This is a genomic window from Streptomyces sp. NPDC024017, from assembly GCF_040638895.1.
In the GTDB taxonomy this organism is placed as follows: Bacteria; Actinomycetota; Actinomycetes; order Streptomycetales; family Streptomycetaceae; genus Streptomyces.
Genome location: NZ_JBEZYZ010000004.1, coordinates 488853 through 504983, shown reverse-complemented (window position 1 = coordinate 504983; position 16131 = coordinate 488853). Strand labels below are relative to the sequence as shown.

14 protein-coding genes and 1 riboswitch are annotated in these 16131 nt (G+C 72.2%); of the genes, 2 read left to right on the top strand and 12 right to left on the bottom strand.

The features are described 5' to 3' along the window. Positions 1 to 4: 4 nt before the first annotated feature. The 8 genes from AB0G20_RS13615 to AB0G20_RS13580 all read right to left on the bottom strand — a co-directional run bounded on the left by AB0G20_RS13615 (position 5) and on the right by AB0G20_RS13580 (position 8641). Positions 5 to 1198, bottom strand: a complete 1194-nt coding sequence (locus AB0G20_RS13615) for a glycine C-acetyltransferase (RefSeq protein ID WP_361300556.1) — start codon at positions 1196 to 1198, stop codon at positions 5 to 7. A 35-nt stretch (positions 1199 to 1233) separates the two neighbouring features. Further along, positions 1234 to 2262 (bottom strand): L-threonine 3-dehydrogenase, encoded by a 1029-nt coding sequence (gene tdh, locus AB0G20_RS13610; RefSeq protein ID WP_361300553.1) that lies wholly within the window; start codon positions 2260 to 2262, stop codon positions 1234 to 1236. A 181-nt stretch (positions 2263 to 2443) separates the two neighbouring features. Next, entirely contained in the window at positions 2444 to 3016 is a 573-nt protein-coding gene (locus tag AB0G20_RS13605) for a GAF domain-containing protein (RefSeq protein ID WP_361300550.1), read from the bottom strand. A 61-nt stretch (positions 3017 to 3077) separates the two neighbouring features. Further along, on the bottom strand, positions 3078 to 3707 hold the full coding sequence (locus AB0G20_RS13600; RefSeq protein ID WP_361300547.1) for an ATP/GTP-binding protein: 630 nt from the start codon (positions 3705 to 3707) through the stop codon (positions 3078 to 3080). Continuing rightward, positions 3685 to 4056, bottom strand: coding sequence for a DUF742 domain-containing protein (locus AB0G20_RS13595; protein ID WP_062930368.1), 372 nt, complete (start codon positions 4054 to 4056; stop codon positions 3685 to 3687). The genes AB0G20_RS13600 and AB0G20_RS13595 overlap by 23 nt, the downstream gene beginning before the upstream one ends. 2 nt (positions 4057 to 4058) lie before the next feature. Beyond that, the gene (locus AB0G20_RS13590) at positions 4059 to 4490 is read right to left on the bottom strand and encodes a roadblock/LC7 domain-containing protein (protein ID WP_361300544.1); all 432 of its coding nucleotides are present in this window, start codon (positions 4488 to 4490) and stop codon (positions 4059 to 4061) included. A 68-nt stretch (positions 4491 to 4558) separates the two neighbouring features. Further along, the gene (locus AB0G20_RS13585) at positions 4559 to 6784 is read right to left on the bottom strand and encodes an ATP-binding protein (RefSeq protein WP_361300541.1); all 2226 of its coding nucleotides are present in this window, start codon (positions 6782 to 6784) and stop codon (positions 4559 to 4561) included. 591 nt (positions 6785 to 7375) lie between these two features. Then, the gene (locus AB0G20_RS13580; protein WP_361300538.1) at positions 7376 to 8641 is read right to left on the bottom strand and encodes an MBL fold metallo-hydrolase; all 1266 of its coding nucleotides are present in this window, start codon (positions 8639 to 8641) and stop codon (positions 7376 to 7378) included. Between the two features lie 128 nt (positions 8642 to 8769). Here AB0G20_RS13580 and AB0G20_RS13575 point away from each other — a divergent pair, with 128 nt between their 5' ends. After that, a complete protein-coding gene (locus AB0G20_RS13575; protein ID WP_361300535.1) occupies positions 8770 to 9948 on the top strand; it encodes a Glu/Leu/Phe/Val dehydrogenase dimerization domain-containing protein in 1179 nt (392 codons plus the stop codon). A gap of 94 nt (positions 9949 to 10042) precedes the next feature. Further along, a complete protein-coding gene (locus AB0G20_RS13570) occupies positions 10043 to 10654 on the top strand; it encodes a TetR/AcrR family transcriptional regulator (protein ID WP_361300533.1) in 612 nt (203 codons plus the stop codon). 72 nt (positions 10655 to 10726) lie between these two features. On the opposite strand, the gene AB0G20_RS13565 is transcribed toward AB0G20_RS13570, so the two are convergent. The 4 genes from AB0G20_RS13565 to AB0G20_RS13550 all read right to left on the bottom strand — a co-directional run bounded on the left by AB0G20_RS13565 (position 10727) and on the right by AB0G20_RS13550 (position 16020). Beyond that, positions 10727 to 11512, bottom strand: a complete 786-nt coding sequence (locus AB0G20_RS13565) for an SGNH/GDSL hydrolase family protein (RefSeq protein WP_361300956.1) — start codon at positions 11510 to 11512, stop codon at positions 10727 to 10729. Between the two features lie 145 nt (positions 11513 to 11657). Next, the gene (locus tag AB0G20_RS13560) at positions 11658 to 12374 is read right to left on the bottom strand and encodes a DUF6250 domain-containing protein (RefSeq protein ID WP_361300530.1); all 717 of its coding nucleotides are present in this window, start codon (positions 12372 to 12374) and stop codon (positions 11658 to 11660) included. Between the two features lie 169 nt (positions 12375 to 12543). Continuing rightward, a complete protein-coding gene (locus tag AB0G20_RS13555; RefSeq protein ID WP_361300527.1) occupies positions 12544 to 13470 on the bottom strand; it encodes a LysM peptidoglycan-binding domain-containing M23 family metallopeptidase in 927 nt (308 codons plus the stop codon). Positions 13471 to 13474: 4 nt separating this feature from the next. Further along, a riboswitch (cyclic di-AMP (ydaO/yuaA leader) is annotated at positions 13475 to 13636 on the bottom strand. A 308-nt stretch (positions 13637 to 13944) separates the two neighbouring features. Beyond that, the gene (locus tag AB0G20_RS13550) at positions 13945 to 16020 is read right to left on the bottom strand and encodes an alpha-galactosidase (protein WP_361300953.1); all 2076 of its coding nucleotides are present in this window, start codon (positions 16018 to 16020) and stop codon (positions 13945 to 13947) included. Between the last annotated feature and the right edge of the window lie 111 nt (positions 16021 to 16131).

Genomic DNA, 16131 nt, shown 5'->3' with positions numbered 1-16131 from the left:
CCGGTCAGCCCTCCAGCTCGGCCCGTGCCGCCACGAAGGCGTCGACCGCGCGGTTGACGTCGTCCGTGGAGTGCGCGGCCGACAGCTGGACGCGGATCCGGGCCTGGCCCTGGGGCACCACCGGGTACGAGAAGCCGATCACGTAGACGCCGCGCTCCAGCAGCAGCTCCGCCATGCGCCCGGCGACCGCCGCGTCACCGATCATCACCGGGGCGATGGCGTGGTCGCCGGGGAGGACGTCGAAGCCTTCGTCGGTCATGCGGCGGCGGAACAGGGCCGTGTTCTCGGCCAGCCGGACGCGCAGGTCGTCCGCCGCCTCCAGCAGGTCGAGGACCTTCAGGGAGGCCGCCGCGATGACCGGCGCGAGGGTGTTGGAGAAGAGGTACGGCCGGGAGCGCTGACGCAGCAGGGCGACGATCTCGGCGCGGGCCGCGACGTAGCCGCCGGAGGCGCCGCCGAGTGCCTTGCCGAGGGTGCCGGTGATGATGTCGACGCGGTCCATGACGCCGTGCAGCTCGGGCGTGCCGCGGCCGCCGGGGCCGACGAAGCCGACCGCGTGGGAGTCGTCGACCATGACCATCGCGTCGTAGCGGTCGGCGAGGTCGCAGATCTCGCGCAGCGGGGCGACGTAGCCGTCCATGGAGAAGACGCCGTCGGTGACGATCAGGCGGCGGCGCGCGTCGGAGGCCTCCTTGAGCCGGGCCTCCAGCTCGGCCAGGTCGCGGTTGGCGTAGCGCAGGCGGCGGGCCTTGGACAGGCGGATGCCGTCGATGATGGAGGCGTGGTTGAGCGCGTCGGAGATGACCGCGTCCTCCGGGCCGAGCAGCGTCTCGAACACGCCGCCGTTGGCGTCGAAGCAGGAGGAGTAGAGGATCGTGTCCTCCTGGCCGAGGAACGCCGACAGCCGCGCCTCGAGTTCCTTGTGCACCTCCTGGGTGCCGCAGATGAAGCGGACGGAGGCCATGCCGTAGCCCCAGCGGTCCAGGGCTTCGTGGGCGGCGGCGACGACCTCGGGGTGGTCGGCCAGACCGAGGTAGTTGTTGGCGCAGAAGTTCAGGACCTCGCCGGGGCGGCCGCCCGCGGTCACGCTGACGGTGGCGGACTGCGGGGTGCCGATCACGCGCTCGGGCTTGTGCAGGCCGGCGGCGCGGATCTCGTCGAGGGTGGCGCGCAGGTCGTCGCGCACGGAGTCGAACATGGAAAAGCTCCTAAGGTGCTTGCGGATCAGGGGAGTTACACGGTCCAGTCGAGGATGACCTTGCCGCCGCGGCCGCTCGCCGCGTCCTCGAACGCCGCCTCGAAGTCGCGGTGGCCGTAGCGGCCGGTGATGACGGGCGCGAGGTCCAGTCCGCCCTCCAGCAGGACCGACATGGCGTACCAGGTCTCGAACATCTCGCGGCCGTAGATGCCCTTGATGGTGATCATCGAGGTGACGATGCGGGACCAGTCGACGGGGAACTCCTGCGCCGGCAGGCCGAGCATCGCGATCCGCCCGCCGTGCGTCATGTTGGCGATCATGTCGCGCATGGCCTCGGGGCGGCCGGACATCTCCAGGCCGATGTCGAAACCCTCGCGCAGTCCGAGCGTGCGCTGCCCGTCGGCGATGGTGGAGCCGGAGACGTCGAGCGCGAGGCTGACACCGATCTTGCGGGCCAGTTCCAGCCGCTCCTCGCTGACATCGGTGATCACGACGTTGCGGGCGCCTGCGTGCTTGGCCACGGCGGCGGCCATGAGGCCGATGGGGCCCGCGCCGGTGATCAGGACGTCCTCGCCGACGAGCGGGAACGACAGCGCGGTGTGCACGGCGTTGCCGAACGGGTCGAAGATCGCGGCCACGTCGAGGTCGACGGGCACCCGGTGCACCCAGACATTGGCGGCGGACAGCGCGACGTACTCGGCGAACGCACCGTCCCTGCCCACGCCCAGCCCCACGGTGGCCCGGCACAGGTGCCGACGCCCGGCCAGGCAGTTGCGGCACTTGCCGCACACCAGATGGCCCTCGCCACTGACCCGGTCGCCGATGCCGATGTCGGTGACGTCCCGCCCGGTCTCGACGACCTCGCCGACGAACTCGTGCCCGACCACGAGCGGGGTGCTGATCGCCTGCTGGGCCCAGCCGTCCCAGGCCCGGATGTGCAGGTCGGTGCCGCAGATTCCGGTGCGCAGCACCTTGATGAGTACGTCGCCGGGCCCGACGGTGGGCTCGGGGACGTCCGCGAGCCACAGCCCGGGTTCCGCCTTCTGCTTGACCAGCGCCTTCACCGCTACGGCTCCAGTGGGTGAGTCCCGGCTCCGGGCATGCCGAAGGAACCCCTGGACCGGGAGAGGAGTGGGATCGCACAGCAATCTGCCGTACGCCGGCCGCGCCGGTCCATCGAGGATTTCTTAAGCGCCGCCTCAGCTTTCCTTCACGCCCTCACGGGCCCCGCGGGAACCCTGGGCTTCAGTAGGGCGGCAGGCCGTCCCGGCTCTCCAGCTCCGCGGCGAGCTGCGCGGCGTGTTCCTTGATCGCGGTCAGGCCCGGCTTCCCCCACGGCCGCGGCTCGACGTCCGCGACGCTGACCGTGCCCAGCACCAGGCCCGTACCGTCGATGAGCGGTGCCCCCAGGTAGGAGCGGATGCCGAACTCGTCGACCACCGGGTTGCCGGCGAACCGCGGATAGTCGCCGACGTCCTCCAGGGCGAGGGCCTTGCGTCGTGCCACCACATGGGGGCAGAAGCCGTGGTCGCGGGGCAGGGCACGGCTGAGGCGCGGGCTGGTGCCGTCGCTCCGCACCACCGGCGCGATGGCGGGCACGTGCAGGCCCGCGTAGAACTGCCCCTGCTCGTCGGGGAGGTTGACCATGGCGTACGGCGCCCCGGTGAGTACCGCGAGGCGGTGCGCGAAGGAGTCGAGTGCGGGTTCGGGGCGCTCCCCCAGGCCCAGTCGGCGCAGTCGGCGGGTGCGGGCGGGGGCCTCCTTGTCCTCGGGTGTGAGCAGCAGACGACCGGCCGGGCGCGGCGGGTCGTAGGTCATGGGCGTGCTCCTGGGCTGTGGGCTTGCGTCATATACGGGCTCCGTGGCGGGTGTGAAGGGGTCACATGTGGGCGCCGTACCCCGTGGCGGGGGCCGGCGTATGGGCGATGAGATGGCGCACCAGGGTCAGCAGGGTCTGGACCCCGGAGCTGGAGATCCGCGCGTCGCAGCACACGACGGGAACGTCCTCGGATAGATCCAGGGCACCGCGCACCTCCTCGGGGTCGTAGCGGTGGGCGCCGTCGAACTCGTTGACGGCGACGATGAAACCGAGGCCGCGCTGTTCGAAGAAGTCGACGGCGGCGAAACACTCCTGCAGCCGGCGGGTGTCGGCGAGGATGACCGCGCCGAGCGCGCCCTCGCACAACTCGTCCCACATGAACCAGAACCGCTCCTGTCCGGGCGTGCCGAACAGGTACAGCACGTGTTGCGGGTCGAGGGTGATGCGGCCGAAGTCCATGGCCACGGTCGTCTCGACCTTGTTCTCGATGCCGTCGAGGTTGTCGGTGGCGGCACTGACGGTGGTGAGCAGTTCCTCCGTGCTGAGCGGCGCGATCTCGCTGACCGCGCCGACGAAGGTCGTCTTGCCGACGCCGAACCCGCCCGCCACCAGGATCTTCAGAGCGGTGGGGAACGGGTCGGCGCCGGGGCCCGGTCCGTCGGTGTAGTCAGAGCTGTCGTCGTAGTCCATCGAGCACTGCCTCCAGAAGGGCCCGGTCCGTCGGGTTGTGGTGGAACGCGGGGGGCTTGGTGGTCAGCGCCCCGCAGTCGACGAGGTCCGCCAGCAGCACCTTGGTGACGGCCACCGGCAGTTTGAGATGGGCGGCGACCTCGGCGACGGCGACGGGCACCCGGCACCGCTCGAGCGCCTGCGCGTGCTCGGGGCCGAGATAGCCGAGGGGGGTCGCCCCGGTGGCCATCACCTGCGACACGAGGTCGAGCGCGACGGTCGGACGGGTGCGGCCGTTGCTGACCGTGAACGGCCGCACCAGCCGCCCGGCCGCGTCGTCGAGCCAGGGCCCGTCGCCGGCCGCCGTCACGCTCAAGACCTCATCGCCGGGGATTCGACGGACTGCCGGGGAGCGGTCACCAGGTAGGGACGGACGCTCTTGACCAGCATCGCCATCTCGTAGCCCAGCACGGCCGCGTCGGCCTCGCGGCCGGCGAGCACGGCCAGGCAGGTGCCGGAGCCGGCGGTCGTGACGAACAGCAGGGTCGAGGCGAGTTCGACGACGACCTGCCGCACGTCGCCCCCGTCGCCGAAGCGGACACCGGCGCTGCGGCCGAGGGAGTACAGACCGGAGGCCAGGGCGGCCATGTGGTCGGCGCTGTCCGGGTCGAGGCCGTGCACGGACTTCACGAGCCCGTCGCAGGACAGGAGCACCGCGGCACTCGTGTGCGGTACGCGCTGCACGAGGCCGCTCATCAGCCAGTCGAGATCGGATACATGGGCGGTCGGCGCATCGCTCGCCATGGTGGATCGACTCCTTGGGGTACGAAGGTCTGCGGGAGCGCTGGGGGTGGGGGTGGGAAGGGGGGTGGTCATCCGGCGGGTGCGCTCCCGTCCTGCCGGGTGGTGGTCGTGCGGTGGTCGGAACGGGACCCGGGGGCCGGGCTGTTCGATGAGGACAACTCCGAGGGGAGCGCCTCCAGGTGAACCGGCCGGACGGGCATCGGGTCCCTGTGGGCGGACCCGCCGGGTGCCGGGTCCGTATGGGCGGAGTCCGTGTAGGCCGGGTCCGTATGGGCGGAGTCCGTGTAGGCCGGGTCCGTATGGGCGGAGTCCTTGTAAGCGGGGTCCATGTGGATGGGGTCCATGTGGACGGACCCCATGTCGGCGGACTCCATCTCGGGAAACTCCATGTGGGCCGCGCCTGTGTCGCCCCACTCGGTGGTGACCGCCTCCAAGTTCTGCTGGGCCTCGGCGAGGCTGATGCCGCGCTGGAAGGCCGCCATCAGACCGGGGTCGTGGCCCACGAGGAACTCGGGGTCCTGGCGCGGCGCCGGGCCGTCGCGCAGCTGGGGTGCGATGTGCTCCTGGGCGCGGCGGCGGGGCAGTTGGGGCTTGCCCATGGTGCCGCGCACCGTGCCGTTGCGGGGGGTGGGTGGCTCGGTGACGTTCTCGGCGAGGACACGCCGGTCGTCGGGACTGATACCGGGCCGTGCCTCGGCCGGGGTGGGACGCTCCCGACGGGCCCCGCGCATGGGCAGGGGGGCGGGCCGGCCGCCCTGCGGGCTCCCGCCCGGGGCCGGTGCGGCATCCGGCTCGTGCCCCCGGGGGGCGGCGGGCGCGGCGAGCTGGACCGACGGCCCTGATCCGGACGCGGGCAGCGGCACGGACGAGACTCCGAGATCAGCGCCCCCGCCCGAGGACAGCCCCCTGGACGCGCCACCGGCAACAGCTGCGGCACCAGCCGCAGCCTGCCCGTTCTGCCCATGCCGCCCGGCCTGCCCGGCCCGACCGGTCTGCCCGTCCGGCCGCCCCGGTACAGCCGGGCGATCCGTACCGGCCGCTCCGCCCTCCGGCTGCCCCGCTCCCCCGGGCGCCCCCGCCTCCGCTCCCAGCAGCGCCTGCGGTACGACGAGCACCGCCTGCACGCCGCCGTAGATGTTGGTCTGGAGGCGGACGGTGATGCCGTGCCGCCGGGCGAGCTGGGAGACGACGAACAGGCCGATGCGGCCGTCCGCGAGGAGCCGGGCGACGTTCACCTGGTCGGGGTCGGCGAGCAGCGCGTTCATCCGCGTCTGCTCCTCCAGGGGCATGCCGAGTCCGCGGTCCTCGACCTCGACGGCGAGCCCGGAGGTGACGAGGTTGGCGCGCAGCAGGACCTGGGTGTGCGGGGCGGAGAACACCGTGGCGTTCTCGACGAGTTCGGCGAGGAGATGGATGACGTCGGCGACGGCGTGGCCGCGTAGCTGTCCGTCGATCGGCGGGACGAGCTTGACCCGTGAGTACTGCTCGACCTCGGCGATGGCCGAGCGCAGCACCTCGGTCATGGAGACCGGGTTGCTCCACTGGCGGCGGGAGACGGCGCCGCCGAGCACGGCGAGGTTCTCGGCGTGGCGGCGGATGCGGGTGGCGAGGTGGTCGACGTGGAAGAGCCCCTTGAGCAGGTCGGGGTCCTCCATCTCGTTCTCCAGCTCGTCGAGGATGGAGATCTCGCGGTGCACCAGTGACTGCAGGCGCCGGGCGAGGTTGACGAACACCTCGAGCTTCTGTTCGCTGCCGACCTGGCTGGAGAGCTGGGAGGCCTGCACGACGGCGGTGACGGCGCCGTCGTGCGCGCGGGACAGGTCGGCGGTGAGGAGGTCGAAGTCGTCGGCGTCCTCGGCGGGATCACCGTGCCGGCTCTGCGGGGCGAGCTGCGGCGGGCCGTCGCCGCGGCGCAGCGTCTCGACGAGGGTGCGCAGGTCGGCCTCGCGCCGAGCGGTGCTGCGGCGCAGGACGCCGATGCGGTCGTGCACGGACCGGGCGGCCCGGTTGGCGGCGATCGCGGCGACGACGATGCCGACGAGGGCCACGAAGACCGCGCCGCCGAGCACGGCCCACAGGGTGAGGCCCGGCCGCGCTCCGGTGGACCGGACGGTGAAGAGGACGGCGGCGCAGCCGCTGAGGGCGACGGCGACGGGGGGCAGTACCGCGAGACGCAGCAGCTGGGGCCGTATATGGGTCTCGGGCAGCGCGGGTGCGGTGCGGACGGCAGGCCGCCCGTGCCGCCCGCCCTCACGGCGGTCTGCGCGTGCGGCCGGGGCGCGGAGGTGAGACATCGGTGTCCTCGTACTGGTCCGTCGGGCCTGGGTGCCAGGGGAGCTTGCGGGGGTGCGATCGGGTTCGCGTGGGCGCTTGCGCGCGCCCCGGGCCGCGCGCCCTGCCTCGCCCCGTTTCCGAACGGCACCGACGCCACCGCGGCCCGCGTGCCGGCCCGGGCCGAAGACCCCGGCAGCACCCGCGCCGGCCGCGGCGGTACCCGTGCCGCCGACGGCGGCCCCCGTGTCGTCGACCGCACCCGTCCCGGCATCGGTGGCACGCGGGCAGCGGGGATCCCCGTCGCGTCGACCCCCTCGTCCGCCCTGCGCCTGCACGTGCCGGCCCCCGCTCCCTGATCCGCCCTGTTTCCCGACGGCCACTGACAGTAGTCGCCAGCGCATCATGTGCGGTGGGCAGTTGACAAACTCATACGGTGAGCGTCCCGCTCTGGTATGAGGTCTCGTACGACAGACCGATAACACCTCCCGACATCCGGACACGAACGAAGCGAGTTCGATCCGACCTGGTCAGAAGCGGTCACGCCGAGACGGCGAGGGCCGGGGAGCCTCTCGCCCCCCGGCCCTCGCCGTCGGTCTGCCGTACGCCCCGGGTCAGCCCGCCGGGAGCGTCTCGGGGTCCTCGGTGCCCTTGACGGCCCCACGGCCGTCGTCACTCACCGTGTCGGCCTGGGCCACGGCTGCCGCGTTCGACGCGGTCTTGATGCCGGCTCCGGCGAGGGCCTCCGCGGCCTGTCGGCCACCCGGCGGGGCGAGCGCCACCCCACGCCACCACGGCTCGGACGGGACGTTCTCACCGGTGAGCTCGAAGGGCTCACCGGGCCGGGGCAGGGCGACACCGGCGCCCACCGCCCGGGCGGCCGCGAGGGTCCCCTCGCCGGGGTCCGCCCACGGGTGCGTCGCCAGGTTGAAGGTGGCCCAGTGGATCGGCAGCATCGGGCCGTGCTCCGGTCCGCCCTGGAGGTCGAGGTGGGCGCGCATGCCCTCCTCGGGAGTCATGTGGATGTCGGGCCAGAAGTCGGAGTACGCGCCGATCTGGATCATCGTGGCGTCGAACGGCCCGTGCTCGGCGCCGATCTCCTTGAAGCCGTCGAAGTAGCCGGTGTCGCCGCTGTGGTAGATCCGGTGCTCCTCACCGGCGACGACCCACGAGGCCCACAGGGTGTGCTGGGTGTTGCGCAGCCCGCGGCCGCAGAAGTGCCGGGCCGGGGTGGCCGTCAGGGTGAGGCCGCCGATCTCGGTGGCCTCGTGCCAGTCCAGCTCGCGCAGCCGGTCGGCGGAGACGCCCCAGTGCTCCAGGTGCGCACCGACGCCGAGGGGCACGGCGAACAGCGTGTCCGTGCCGGCGAGCGCCTTGATGGTGGGCATGTCCAGGTGGTCGTAGTGGTCGTGCGAGATGACCACCACGTCGACCGGGCCGAGCGCGGCCAGCGGCAGGGGCACGGGGTGCAGCCGCTTGGGCCCGGCGAAGGAGAAGGGGGAGCAGCGCTCGCCCCACACCGGGTCGAACAGGACCCGTCGGCCGTCGATCTCCGCGAGCACGCTGGAGTGCCCCATCCACGTCAGCCGCAGCCCGGTGGCCGGGGGCCGGGCGATGTCGGCGAGGGTGGTGGAGTGCACCGGAACGGTGCCCATCGGGGTGCGGCGGGGCCGGGTGTCCTTGTCGAAGAAGACCTTCGCGAAGTCCAGGGTCGAGCCCGAGGGCCGGGTCCGCGCCGGGCCGCCGGGGTTCTGGAAGACCCCGTCCTCGAAGTGCGGCGATCTGCGGATGCGCGCCAGGCGCTCACCGCTCGGGTCCGCGCCGAATGCCCCGGGCTGCAGCGCGCGGAGCCCGGAGCTCAGGGTACGGAAACCGGCCACGGTACCTCCAGGTGGAGTCGGTCAGGCTTTCCATTATGGTCGGCCCCTCCGACACCACCGGAGCACAGGGGCCCCACCGGAGGTGATACTGACCGGTGATTCAGTATCCCGGCGGCGAAGGAGCCCGTATGGCCACCCCCCTGCTGTCCCTGACCTGGACCGATCACCTCACGGGACGGCAGGGCTTCCTGGTCGTCGACCGGCTCGTGCGCGGGGTCGCCAGCGGCGGTCTGCGGATGCGCGCGGGCTGCACCCTGGACGAGGTCACCGGCCTGGCCCGCGGCATGACCCTGAAGGAGGCCCTGCACTACGACCCCGCGAGCCGCTACGTCCCGCTCGGCGGCGCCAAGGGCGGCATCGACTGCGATCCCCGGGACCCTGAGGCGTACCCGCTGCTGGTGCGCTACCTGCGCGCGATGCGGCCGTACATAGAGAGCTGCTGGACGACGGGCGAGGACCTGGGGCTCACCCAGGACCTGGTGGACCGGGCCGCCGCCGAGGCGGGTCTGGTCTCCTCGATCCAGGCCGTGTATCCGCTGCTGGACGACGAGGCCGAGGCCCGGCGGCGGCTCCGGGACGCGTTCGCGGTCGAGGTCGACGGCATCGGTCTGGACGAGCTGGCCGGCGGCTGCGGTGTGGCCGAGGCGGCCCTGACCGCCCTGGACCGGGCCGGTGTGCCGTACACCGGGACGCGGGTCGCCCTCCAGGGGCTGGGCACGATGGGCGGGGCCACCGCGCGCTTCCTCACGCGCGCGGGGCTCACGGTCGTGGCCGTCGCCGACCTCAAGGGCACGATCGCCAACCGGGCGGGCCTCGACGTCGAGTCGCTGCTCGCCGCGCGGGACGCCCACGGCACGGTGGACCGCTCCGCGCTGGGCCCCGGCGACCGCGAACTGCCGGGCGACGCCTGGCTGTCGGCCGACGCGGACGTGCTGGTGCCGGCCGCCGTGTCGTACGCGATCGACGCCGGGAACCAGGAGCGGATCACCGCCCGCTGGGTCGTGGAGGCGGCCAACATGCCCGTACGGCCGGAGGCGGAGCTGCTGCTGGCGGCGCGCGGGGTGACCGTGCTGCCGGACGTCGTGGTCAACTCGGGGACGAACGCCTGGTGGTGGTGGACGCTGTTCGGGGACATCGGCGCCGACGCCGAGGAGGCGTTCGCGTACACCCGGCGTTCGATGCGGGCCCTGGTCGAGCGGATGCTGGCCCGCGCGCAGGCCGAGGGGACGACACCGCGGGCCGCCGCCCACGCGATCGCGGCGGACCGGCTGCCGGTGATCGCGGAGCGGTTCGGCTGGTTCCGGTGAGGCGCCCGCCGCCCCCTCGACGTCGGCTGGGGCCCTGCCGGACAGGCCGAAACGCCCCGTCGGGGGGCGGTACGCGCGTGGGTAGGGTGACGGCGTGACGAGAGTCCGGTTGAGTGTGGCTCAGCGGCGCGGCGATCTGCTGCGGGCCGCCATCGAGCAGATCGAGGCGAGGGGTGTGGCGGCGGTCAGGATCGCCGACGTGGCCTCGGCGCTCGGCGTGAGCAACGCGCTGGTCCTCTACCACTTCTCGACGAAGGAGCAGCTGGTCGCCGCCGCGTTCCGGCACGCGGCGGAGGGCGACCTGGCGCAGCTGCGCAAGGTGCTGGGCCGCCGTTCGCCGGCGCTGCGCCGGCTGCGGTCGGCCGTACGGTGGTACGCCCCGACCGGGCAGGCCAAGGGCTGGCGGTTGTGGATCGAGGGCTGGGCGGTGGCGCTGCGCGACCCCGCGCTGCGGGAGGTCGCCCAGGATCTCGACCGGCAGTGGAAGGCGGCCCTCGCCGAGGTCATCGCGGAGGGCGTGGCCGCGGGCGAGTTCCGCTGCCCGGACCCGGCCGGCACGGCCCTGCGTCTCACCGCCCTCCTCGACGGTCTCGCCGTCCAGCTGACGTCGTACGCCGGGGCGGTGCCGCGGGCACGGGCCCAGGAGTGGGTGGAGGGGGCGCTGGCCCGCGAGTTGGGTCTGGAGCAAGAGCGGCTGACGCCCTAGAAGCCGCGCTCCTGCGGGTGCGGGCCGCGCCGGTGTCCCACCCGGCTCGGCTCGCACCCGCAGGAGCCGCTCTCACGCCACCGGTGCGATCCGCATTCTGATGTCGTCCGGCGACAACGCCCCCTTGGCCGTCACATGGTCGCCCGACGACTCCCCGCGCAGCCGGCGCCCGATCCACGGCACGAGGAACTCGCGCGCCCAGGCGACGTTGTCCCGCCGCATGTCGAGCGCGCCGCGCGGGGGCAGCGGAGGCCACGCCTGCTCGGGGTCGGCCGGCACCTCGAGACCGAGGACCTGGCCCGCGCGGAGCGCCACGCGCGTGTGCCCCTCGGGCGACAGGTGCAGCCGGTCGGCGTCCCAGGCCCTGCGGTCCTGCACACTGCGCAGGGACCACAGGTCCAGCACCGGGCAGCCGTACCGGTCGGCGATGGCCCGGACATGGCCGTTGTACGTGGCGATCTTGCCGCGCAGGTGCTTGAGCACGGGCACGCCACGGGTGTCGAAACCGGTCGTCACCATGACCGTGCCGGACACGGCGGTGAGCTGGACCAGGGCACGCTCGAAGCGCTCGGCCACCTCGTCCGGGTCGGTGCCGGGCCGGATGATGTCGTTGCCCCCGGCACAGAACGAGACGAGGTCCGGGGCCATGTCGACGGCCCGCGGAACCTGGTCCGCCACGATCTGGTCGAGGAGCTTTCCGCGTACGGCGAGATTGGTGTACTGGAAGTCGCCCTCGGGCCTGCGGTCGGCGAGCAGGACGGCGAACCGGTCGGCCCAGCCGACGAACGCGCCGTCGGGGCCGGGATCACCGACGCCCTCGGTGAAGCTGTCCCCCAACGCCACGTACGACCCGATCACTGCTCTGCTGTCACTCTTCGAATCGTCTGCCACAGCAGGTCATGATTCACCTTCGAATGTGACCTACGCGACCGTAGGAAAGGGTTGACGGACGGTGAGATAAGCCACTCCTAAACTGTTCGCCAACTCCGGAATACATCGCCCGTCAGGGACGTTCCGGGGTCAGTCGCCAGACTCGGAATCCACTGATCCGGAAATGGCTCCACACGGTCCGGAAGGCGAAGTGCCCGCTCGTGTACGGCTGCGGGTCGGTGTAGTCGAAGACCGGCCGCCCGTTGTTCCACCACTGGACCGTGGAGCCGTCGGAGACGATCCGCACCCGGTTCGGCTCACCCGGGACCAGCAGCGGTTCGGTGTAGTCGAAGACCAGGGGACGGACGCCGGGCTCGCCGACGTAGCGGCGCAGCCGGGTCGTGGTGTTGTAGTTGGCGCCGTAGCCCGCGTAGTACGTCGTGAGGTGGTCGTACTCGTCGAGGGCGCCGCCGCGCGGAGTCGCGAAGAGGTCGCCCGGGGAGCGGACGTCGGTCGCGTTCCAGAAGTTGTTGAGGTCCGAGACCCGGTCGTTGACCCCTCCCTCGGACACCGGCGTGGCGGTGTACTCGAGGACGTACGGGCCGTCGAGACGCCGTGTGAACCAGACGGTCGCCCCGCTCGGTACGTCGATCTCCAGGACGCCGCGCGAGGCGGTGACCGTGCCGCCGTCCTGGAGTTCGGCGACCCATTGGCCGAGGCCGTGGCAGAAGTCGTCGTGAGCGATGAGGCGTCGGCGCCCGGGGGCGGCACTCGCGCTCCCGGGCGGGGCGATGGTCGCCAGAGCGGCTCCGGCTGCCAGGGCTGCGAACGTTCTGCGGGTGGTCGGCACGGGGCACAGCTCCTTCAGAAAGCGCTTGCACTCACGATGCGATCACTGTGTCGCAACTGCCGCCCCCTGTCGATCCCTTGAGGCGTTCGAGGCGGACACACCGAAGGCCGGACCCGGGGATCGGGGTCCGGCCTTCGGTCGCGTGTCAGGCAGGTGGTCGTGCGGTCGGTCAGCCGACGGAGACGCCGTGCGAGCGCAGGAAGGCGACCGGGTCCACGTCGGAGCCGTAGTCCGGCGTGGTGCGGATCTCGAAGTGCAGGTGCGGTCCGGTCACGTTGCCGGTCGCGCCCGACAGGCCGACCTGCTGCCCGGCGGTCACGGTCTGGCCGGCCGAGACGGAGAGCTGGGACAGGTGGGCGTACTGGGCGTAGTGGCCGTCGTTCAGCTTGATGACGACCTGGTTGCCGTAGGCGCCGCCCCAGCCGGCGGAGACGACCGTGCCCGCGCCGACGGCCTTGAGGGAGGTGCCGGTCGGGACGACGAAGTCGACACCGGTGTGGTAACCGCTGGACCACATGCTGCCGGACATGCGGTACGGCGTGCCGACGGTGGCACCGTCCACCGGGAGGGCGTAGCCGCTGGAGTTGCTCTCGGCGGCGGGCTTGGCGGCGGGCTTGGCGGCGGCCGGCTTCGCGGCGGTCTCCGCCTTCGGGGCCGACTCGGCGGCGGACGACTTGGAGGCCGACGACTTCGGCGCGGACGGGGCCGCGGGCTTCGGCGCGCTCGCCGCCTTCTTGCCGATCGACAGCTTCAGGCCCGGGTGAATCAGCGACGGGTCGGAGCCGACGGCGTCGCGGTTGTCCGCGTAGAGCTTCTTCCAGCCGCCGCTGACGTTCTGGTCGTCGGCGATCTTCGCGAGGTAGTCGCCGGCCTTCACGGTGTACGTGCGGGCACCATTGGCCTTTTCGGCAGCCTTCTTCTCGGCGGCCGGAGCGGACTGGACGGCCTTTTCAGGAGCCGACTGCGGGGTGGCGGCGTGGGCGCCGGCGGCCCCCATGAGCGGCAGGGCGAGGGCGGCCCCGCCGGTTCCGGCGACGGCGATGGAGCGGGTGAAACGCTGAGTCTTGGGGCGGCGGTGCTTACCCTTCGCGGGCATGGCGAATTCCTCTCCGTCGCCTGCGAGGTGAGCTGTCGGGTGCGAGCTGGAGATGCCCGGCCGCGCCAGGGCGCGGCTTAACCCCAAGCCGTTCCGGGAACCGGAACAGGCGTCTTACCTGTGGGTCCCCCGCTCCTGCCGTACGTCGGGTCAGTGTGTGGGGCTCCGGGCGGCGGCAGGATTAGGCGTCCGTCCGGATTGGTGTGGAACGTAAGCGACCACGACGCAATAGGACAAGCTTGCGGTTGCCCATGACGGTGTTTTTCTTGACGCGTCGGCACATGTGACGTCACCGAGCGTGGATTACGGATCTCCCGCTTTCCTCAATATCCCTGAATAACGCCAGAATTACGTGAACATGGCAACAACACATCGTCACGAATATGACGATGGTCACGCACCCCGACCTCATCTCCTTTACGATCGGGGCACGTTACCCCTTAACGACTTAAGCGCCCTATTCGGACAGAAGGGCTACTTCCGCTTAAGGCGGACGACCGTGGCGTCCAGATCCCCGCACAGGCCGACCCGCAGTCCGTGATGGAGCAGTACGGCCCCTCGGTGAACTTCGCCCGTTTCGAGGCATTCGTACGATGCCGCCGGGTCGAGGCCGCGCAGCCGGAGCGCCGGCACGGCCTCGCCGTAGCGCTGCGCCTGGAGCCAGGCGAGGACGACGGTCTCGTCGCCGAGGGCGTACTGCACGGCGCTCAGTCCGCCCTCCGGGGGACGCAGCCGGTACAGATCACCGCGCTGCACCACCGGCCGGATCTCCTTGTAGAGCCCCACCCACTCCCGCGCCTCGGCGAGCTCCTCGCTCGTCCACTTCGTGAGGTCGCCGCCGACGCCCAGCACGCCGGCCATGGCACTGACGAAGCGGAACCGCAGGGAGCTGGCCCGCCGGTTGAGCATGGCGTTCGGGCTGTCGGTGACCCAGGCGGCCATGACCCGGGCCGGATGGATCTGGCTGAAGCCGTGCTGGATGGCGAGCCGGTCGAGCGGGTCGGTGTTGTCGGAGGTCCACACCTGGTCCGTGCGGCTCAGCACGCTGAGGTCGATCCGCCCGCCACCGCCCGAGCAGGACTCGAAGGCGACGCCCGGGTGGGCGGCCCGCAGCCGGTCCAGCAGGGCGTACAAGCCGTGCACGTGGTCGATCCACAGCCGCTGCGGGTAAGGGTCGTCCGGCCAGCCGGCGTCGGTGAAGCAGCGGTTGAAGTCCCACTTGACGTAGTCGATCGGAGCACGGGAGAGGAGCGCGTCGAGCTGCTCCCACAGGTACTCCCGGACGTCTTCGCGGGCCAGGTTCAGTACGAGCTGATTGCGGAACTCCGTCCTCTTTCGTCCCGGTTGGTACTGCACCCAGTCCGGGTGCGCGCGGTACAGGTCGCTGTCCGGGTTGACCATCTCGGGCTCGACCCAGATCCCGAACTGCATGCCGAGGCCGTGCACGTGGTCGGCGAGCGGCTTCAGCCCGCCCGGGAAGCGGTCGGGATTCGGGGTCCAGTCGCCGAGCCCGGCCCGGTCGCTGGTGCGCGCCCCGAACCAGCCGTCGTCGACCACGAACAGCTCCACGCCCATGGCGGCGGCCCGCTCGGCGAGCGCCCGCTGCTGCTCCTCGGAGATGTCGAACTCGGTGGCTTCCCAGGAGTTGAACAGCACCGGCCGGTCCCGGCCGGCGTCCGGGATCACGTACGCCCGCTGGTACGCGTGCCAGGCACGGCTCGCCCCGCCGAAGCCGCCGTCGCTCCAGAGCCCGGCGAAGACGGGGGTCGTGTACGACTCCCCCGTGCCCAGCATCAGCAGGCCCGAGTCGTCGTAGCCGGCTCCGCCGGTGATCTGCACGCGCGCGTCCGGGAGCTGGGCCACGGCGACGCGCCAGGACCCGGACCAGCCCAGCGCGCAGCTGTAGACCTCGCCGCGCTCCTCGGTGGCGTCGGTGTCGAGGGCGACCCACGGCAGGTGCTGGTGGGAGGTGTGGCCGCGGCGGCTGCCGATGACCTTCTCGCCGTGGGTGAGGGCGGAGCGCGTCAGCCGCGACTCGGCGCCCCAGCGACCGTGCAGCTGGGACAGCCGCCAGGTGTCGCGGTCGGGCAGGGTCCAGGTGGCGGAGTCGGCGCGCAGCAGTTCGACGGCCGGCCCCCGGTTGTCCAGGGTCACCCAGCGCTCGACGACATCCGTCGAGGACCGCACCCGGTAGTGCAGCGTGACGGCGAGGTCGCCGTCCCGGAACCGGAGCCGCAGCTCGCCGTTCTCGGTGTCGTGCCCCTCGAAGACCCACTCGGTGCCGCGCCGCTCGGGCGTGCGCACGGACAGGGCGGGGCGGACGAAACGGGGGCCGCCCTCGACCGGGTACTCCTCGCGCCCGTCGAGCGGGGCCTCGAAGGGCCAGTAGTCCGGCAGCGGCCGGACGGCGAGGGCCTCGGCGTCGGCGAGGCCGATCCGGGGGCCCCAGTGCAGGTGCAGCAGCTCGTCCCGGTCGGTGACATGGACGGCGTAGCTGCCGGCCGGCCCGGAGAGCACCCACGTACGACCGTCTTCGGAGATCTCCACCATCATGCCCTCACAGGTTCGAACAAGCCCGATCAGGTGCGACCAGACGGCAACATCATCAAGGGCTGTGGGGGCTCTGGGCAACGCCTGTGGACAACTCATTGCCCCAGGCAG

Excerpts from the sequence above, each read along its gene's own strand:
- AB0G20_RS13600 (WP_361300547.1), bottom strand. The coding sequence starts at position 3,707 with ATGGACTACGACGACAGCTCTGACTACACCGACGGACCGGGCCCCGGC.
- AB0G20_RS13585 (WP_361300541.1), bottom strand. The coding sequence starts at position 6,784 with ATGTCTCACCTCCGCGCCCCGGCCGCACGCGCAGACCGCCGTGAGGGC.
- AB0G20_RS13605 (WP_361300550.1), bottom strand. The coding sequence starts at position 3,016 with ATGACCTACGACCCGCCGCGCCCGGCCGGTCGTCTGCTGCTCACACCC.
- AB0G20_RS13550 (WP_361300953.1), bottom strand. The coding sequence starts at position 16,020 with ATGGTGGAGATCTCCGAAGACGGTCGTACGTGGGTGCTCTCCGGGCCG.
- AB0G20_RS13575 (WP_361300535.1), top strand. The coding sequence starts at position 8,770 with ATGGCCACCCCCCTGCTGTCCCTGACCTGGACCGATCACCTCACGGGA.
- AB0G20_RS13615 (WP_361300556.1), bottom strand. The coding sequence starts at position 1,198 with ATGTTCGACTCCGTGCGCGACGACCTGCGCGCCACCCTCGACGAGATC.
- AB0G20_RS13555 (WP_361300527.1), bottom strand. The coding sequence starts at position 13,470 with ATGCCCGCGAAGGGTAAGCACCGCCGCCCCAAGACTCAGCGTTTCACC.
- AB0G20_RS13590 (WP_361300544.1), bottom strand. The coding sequence starts at position 4,490 with ATGGCGAGCGATGCGCCGACCGCCCATGTATCCGATCTCGACTGGCTG.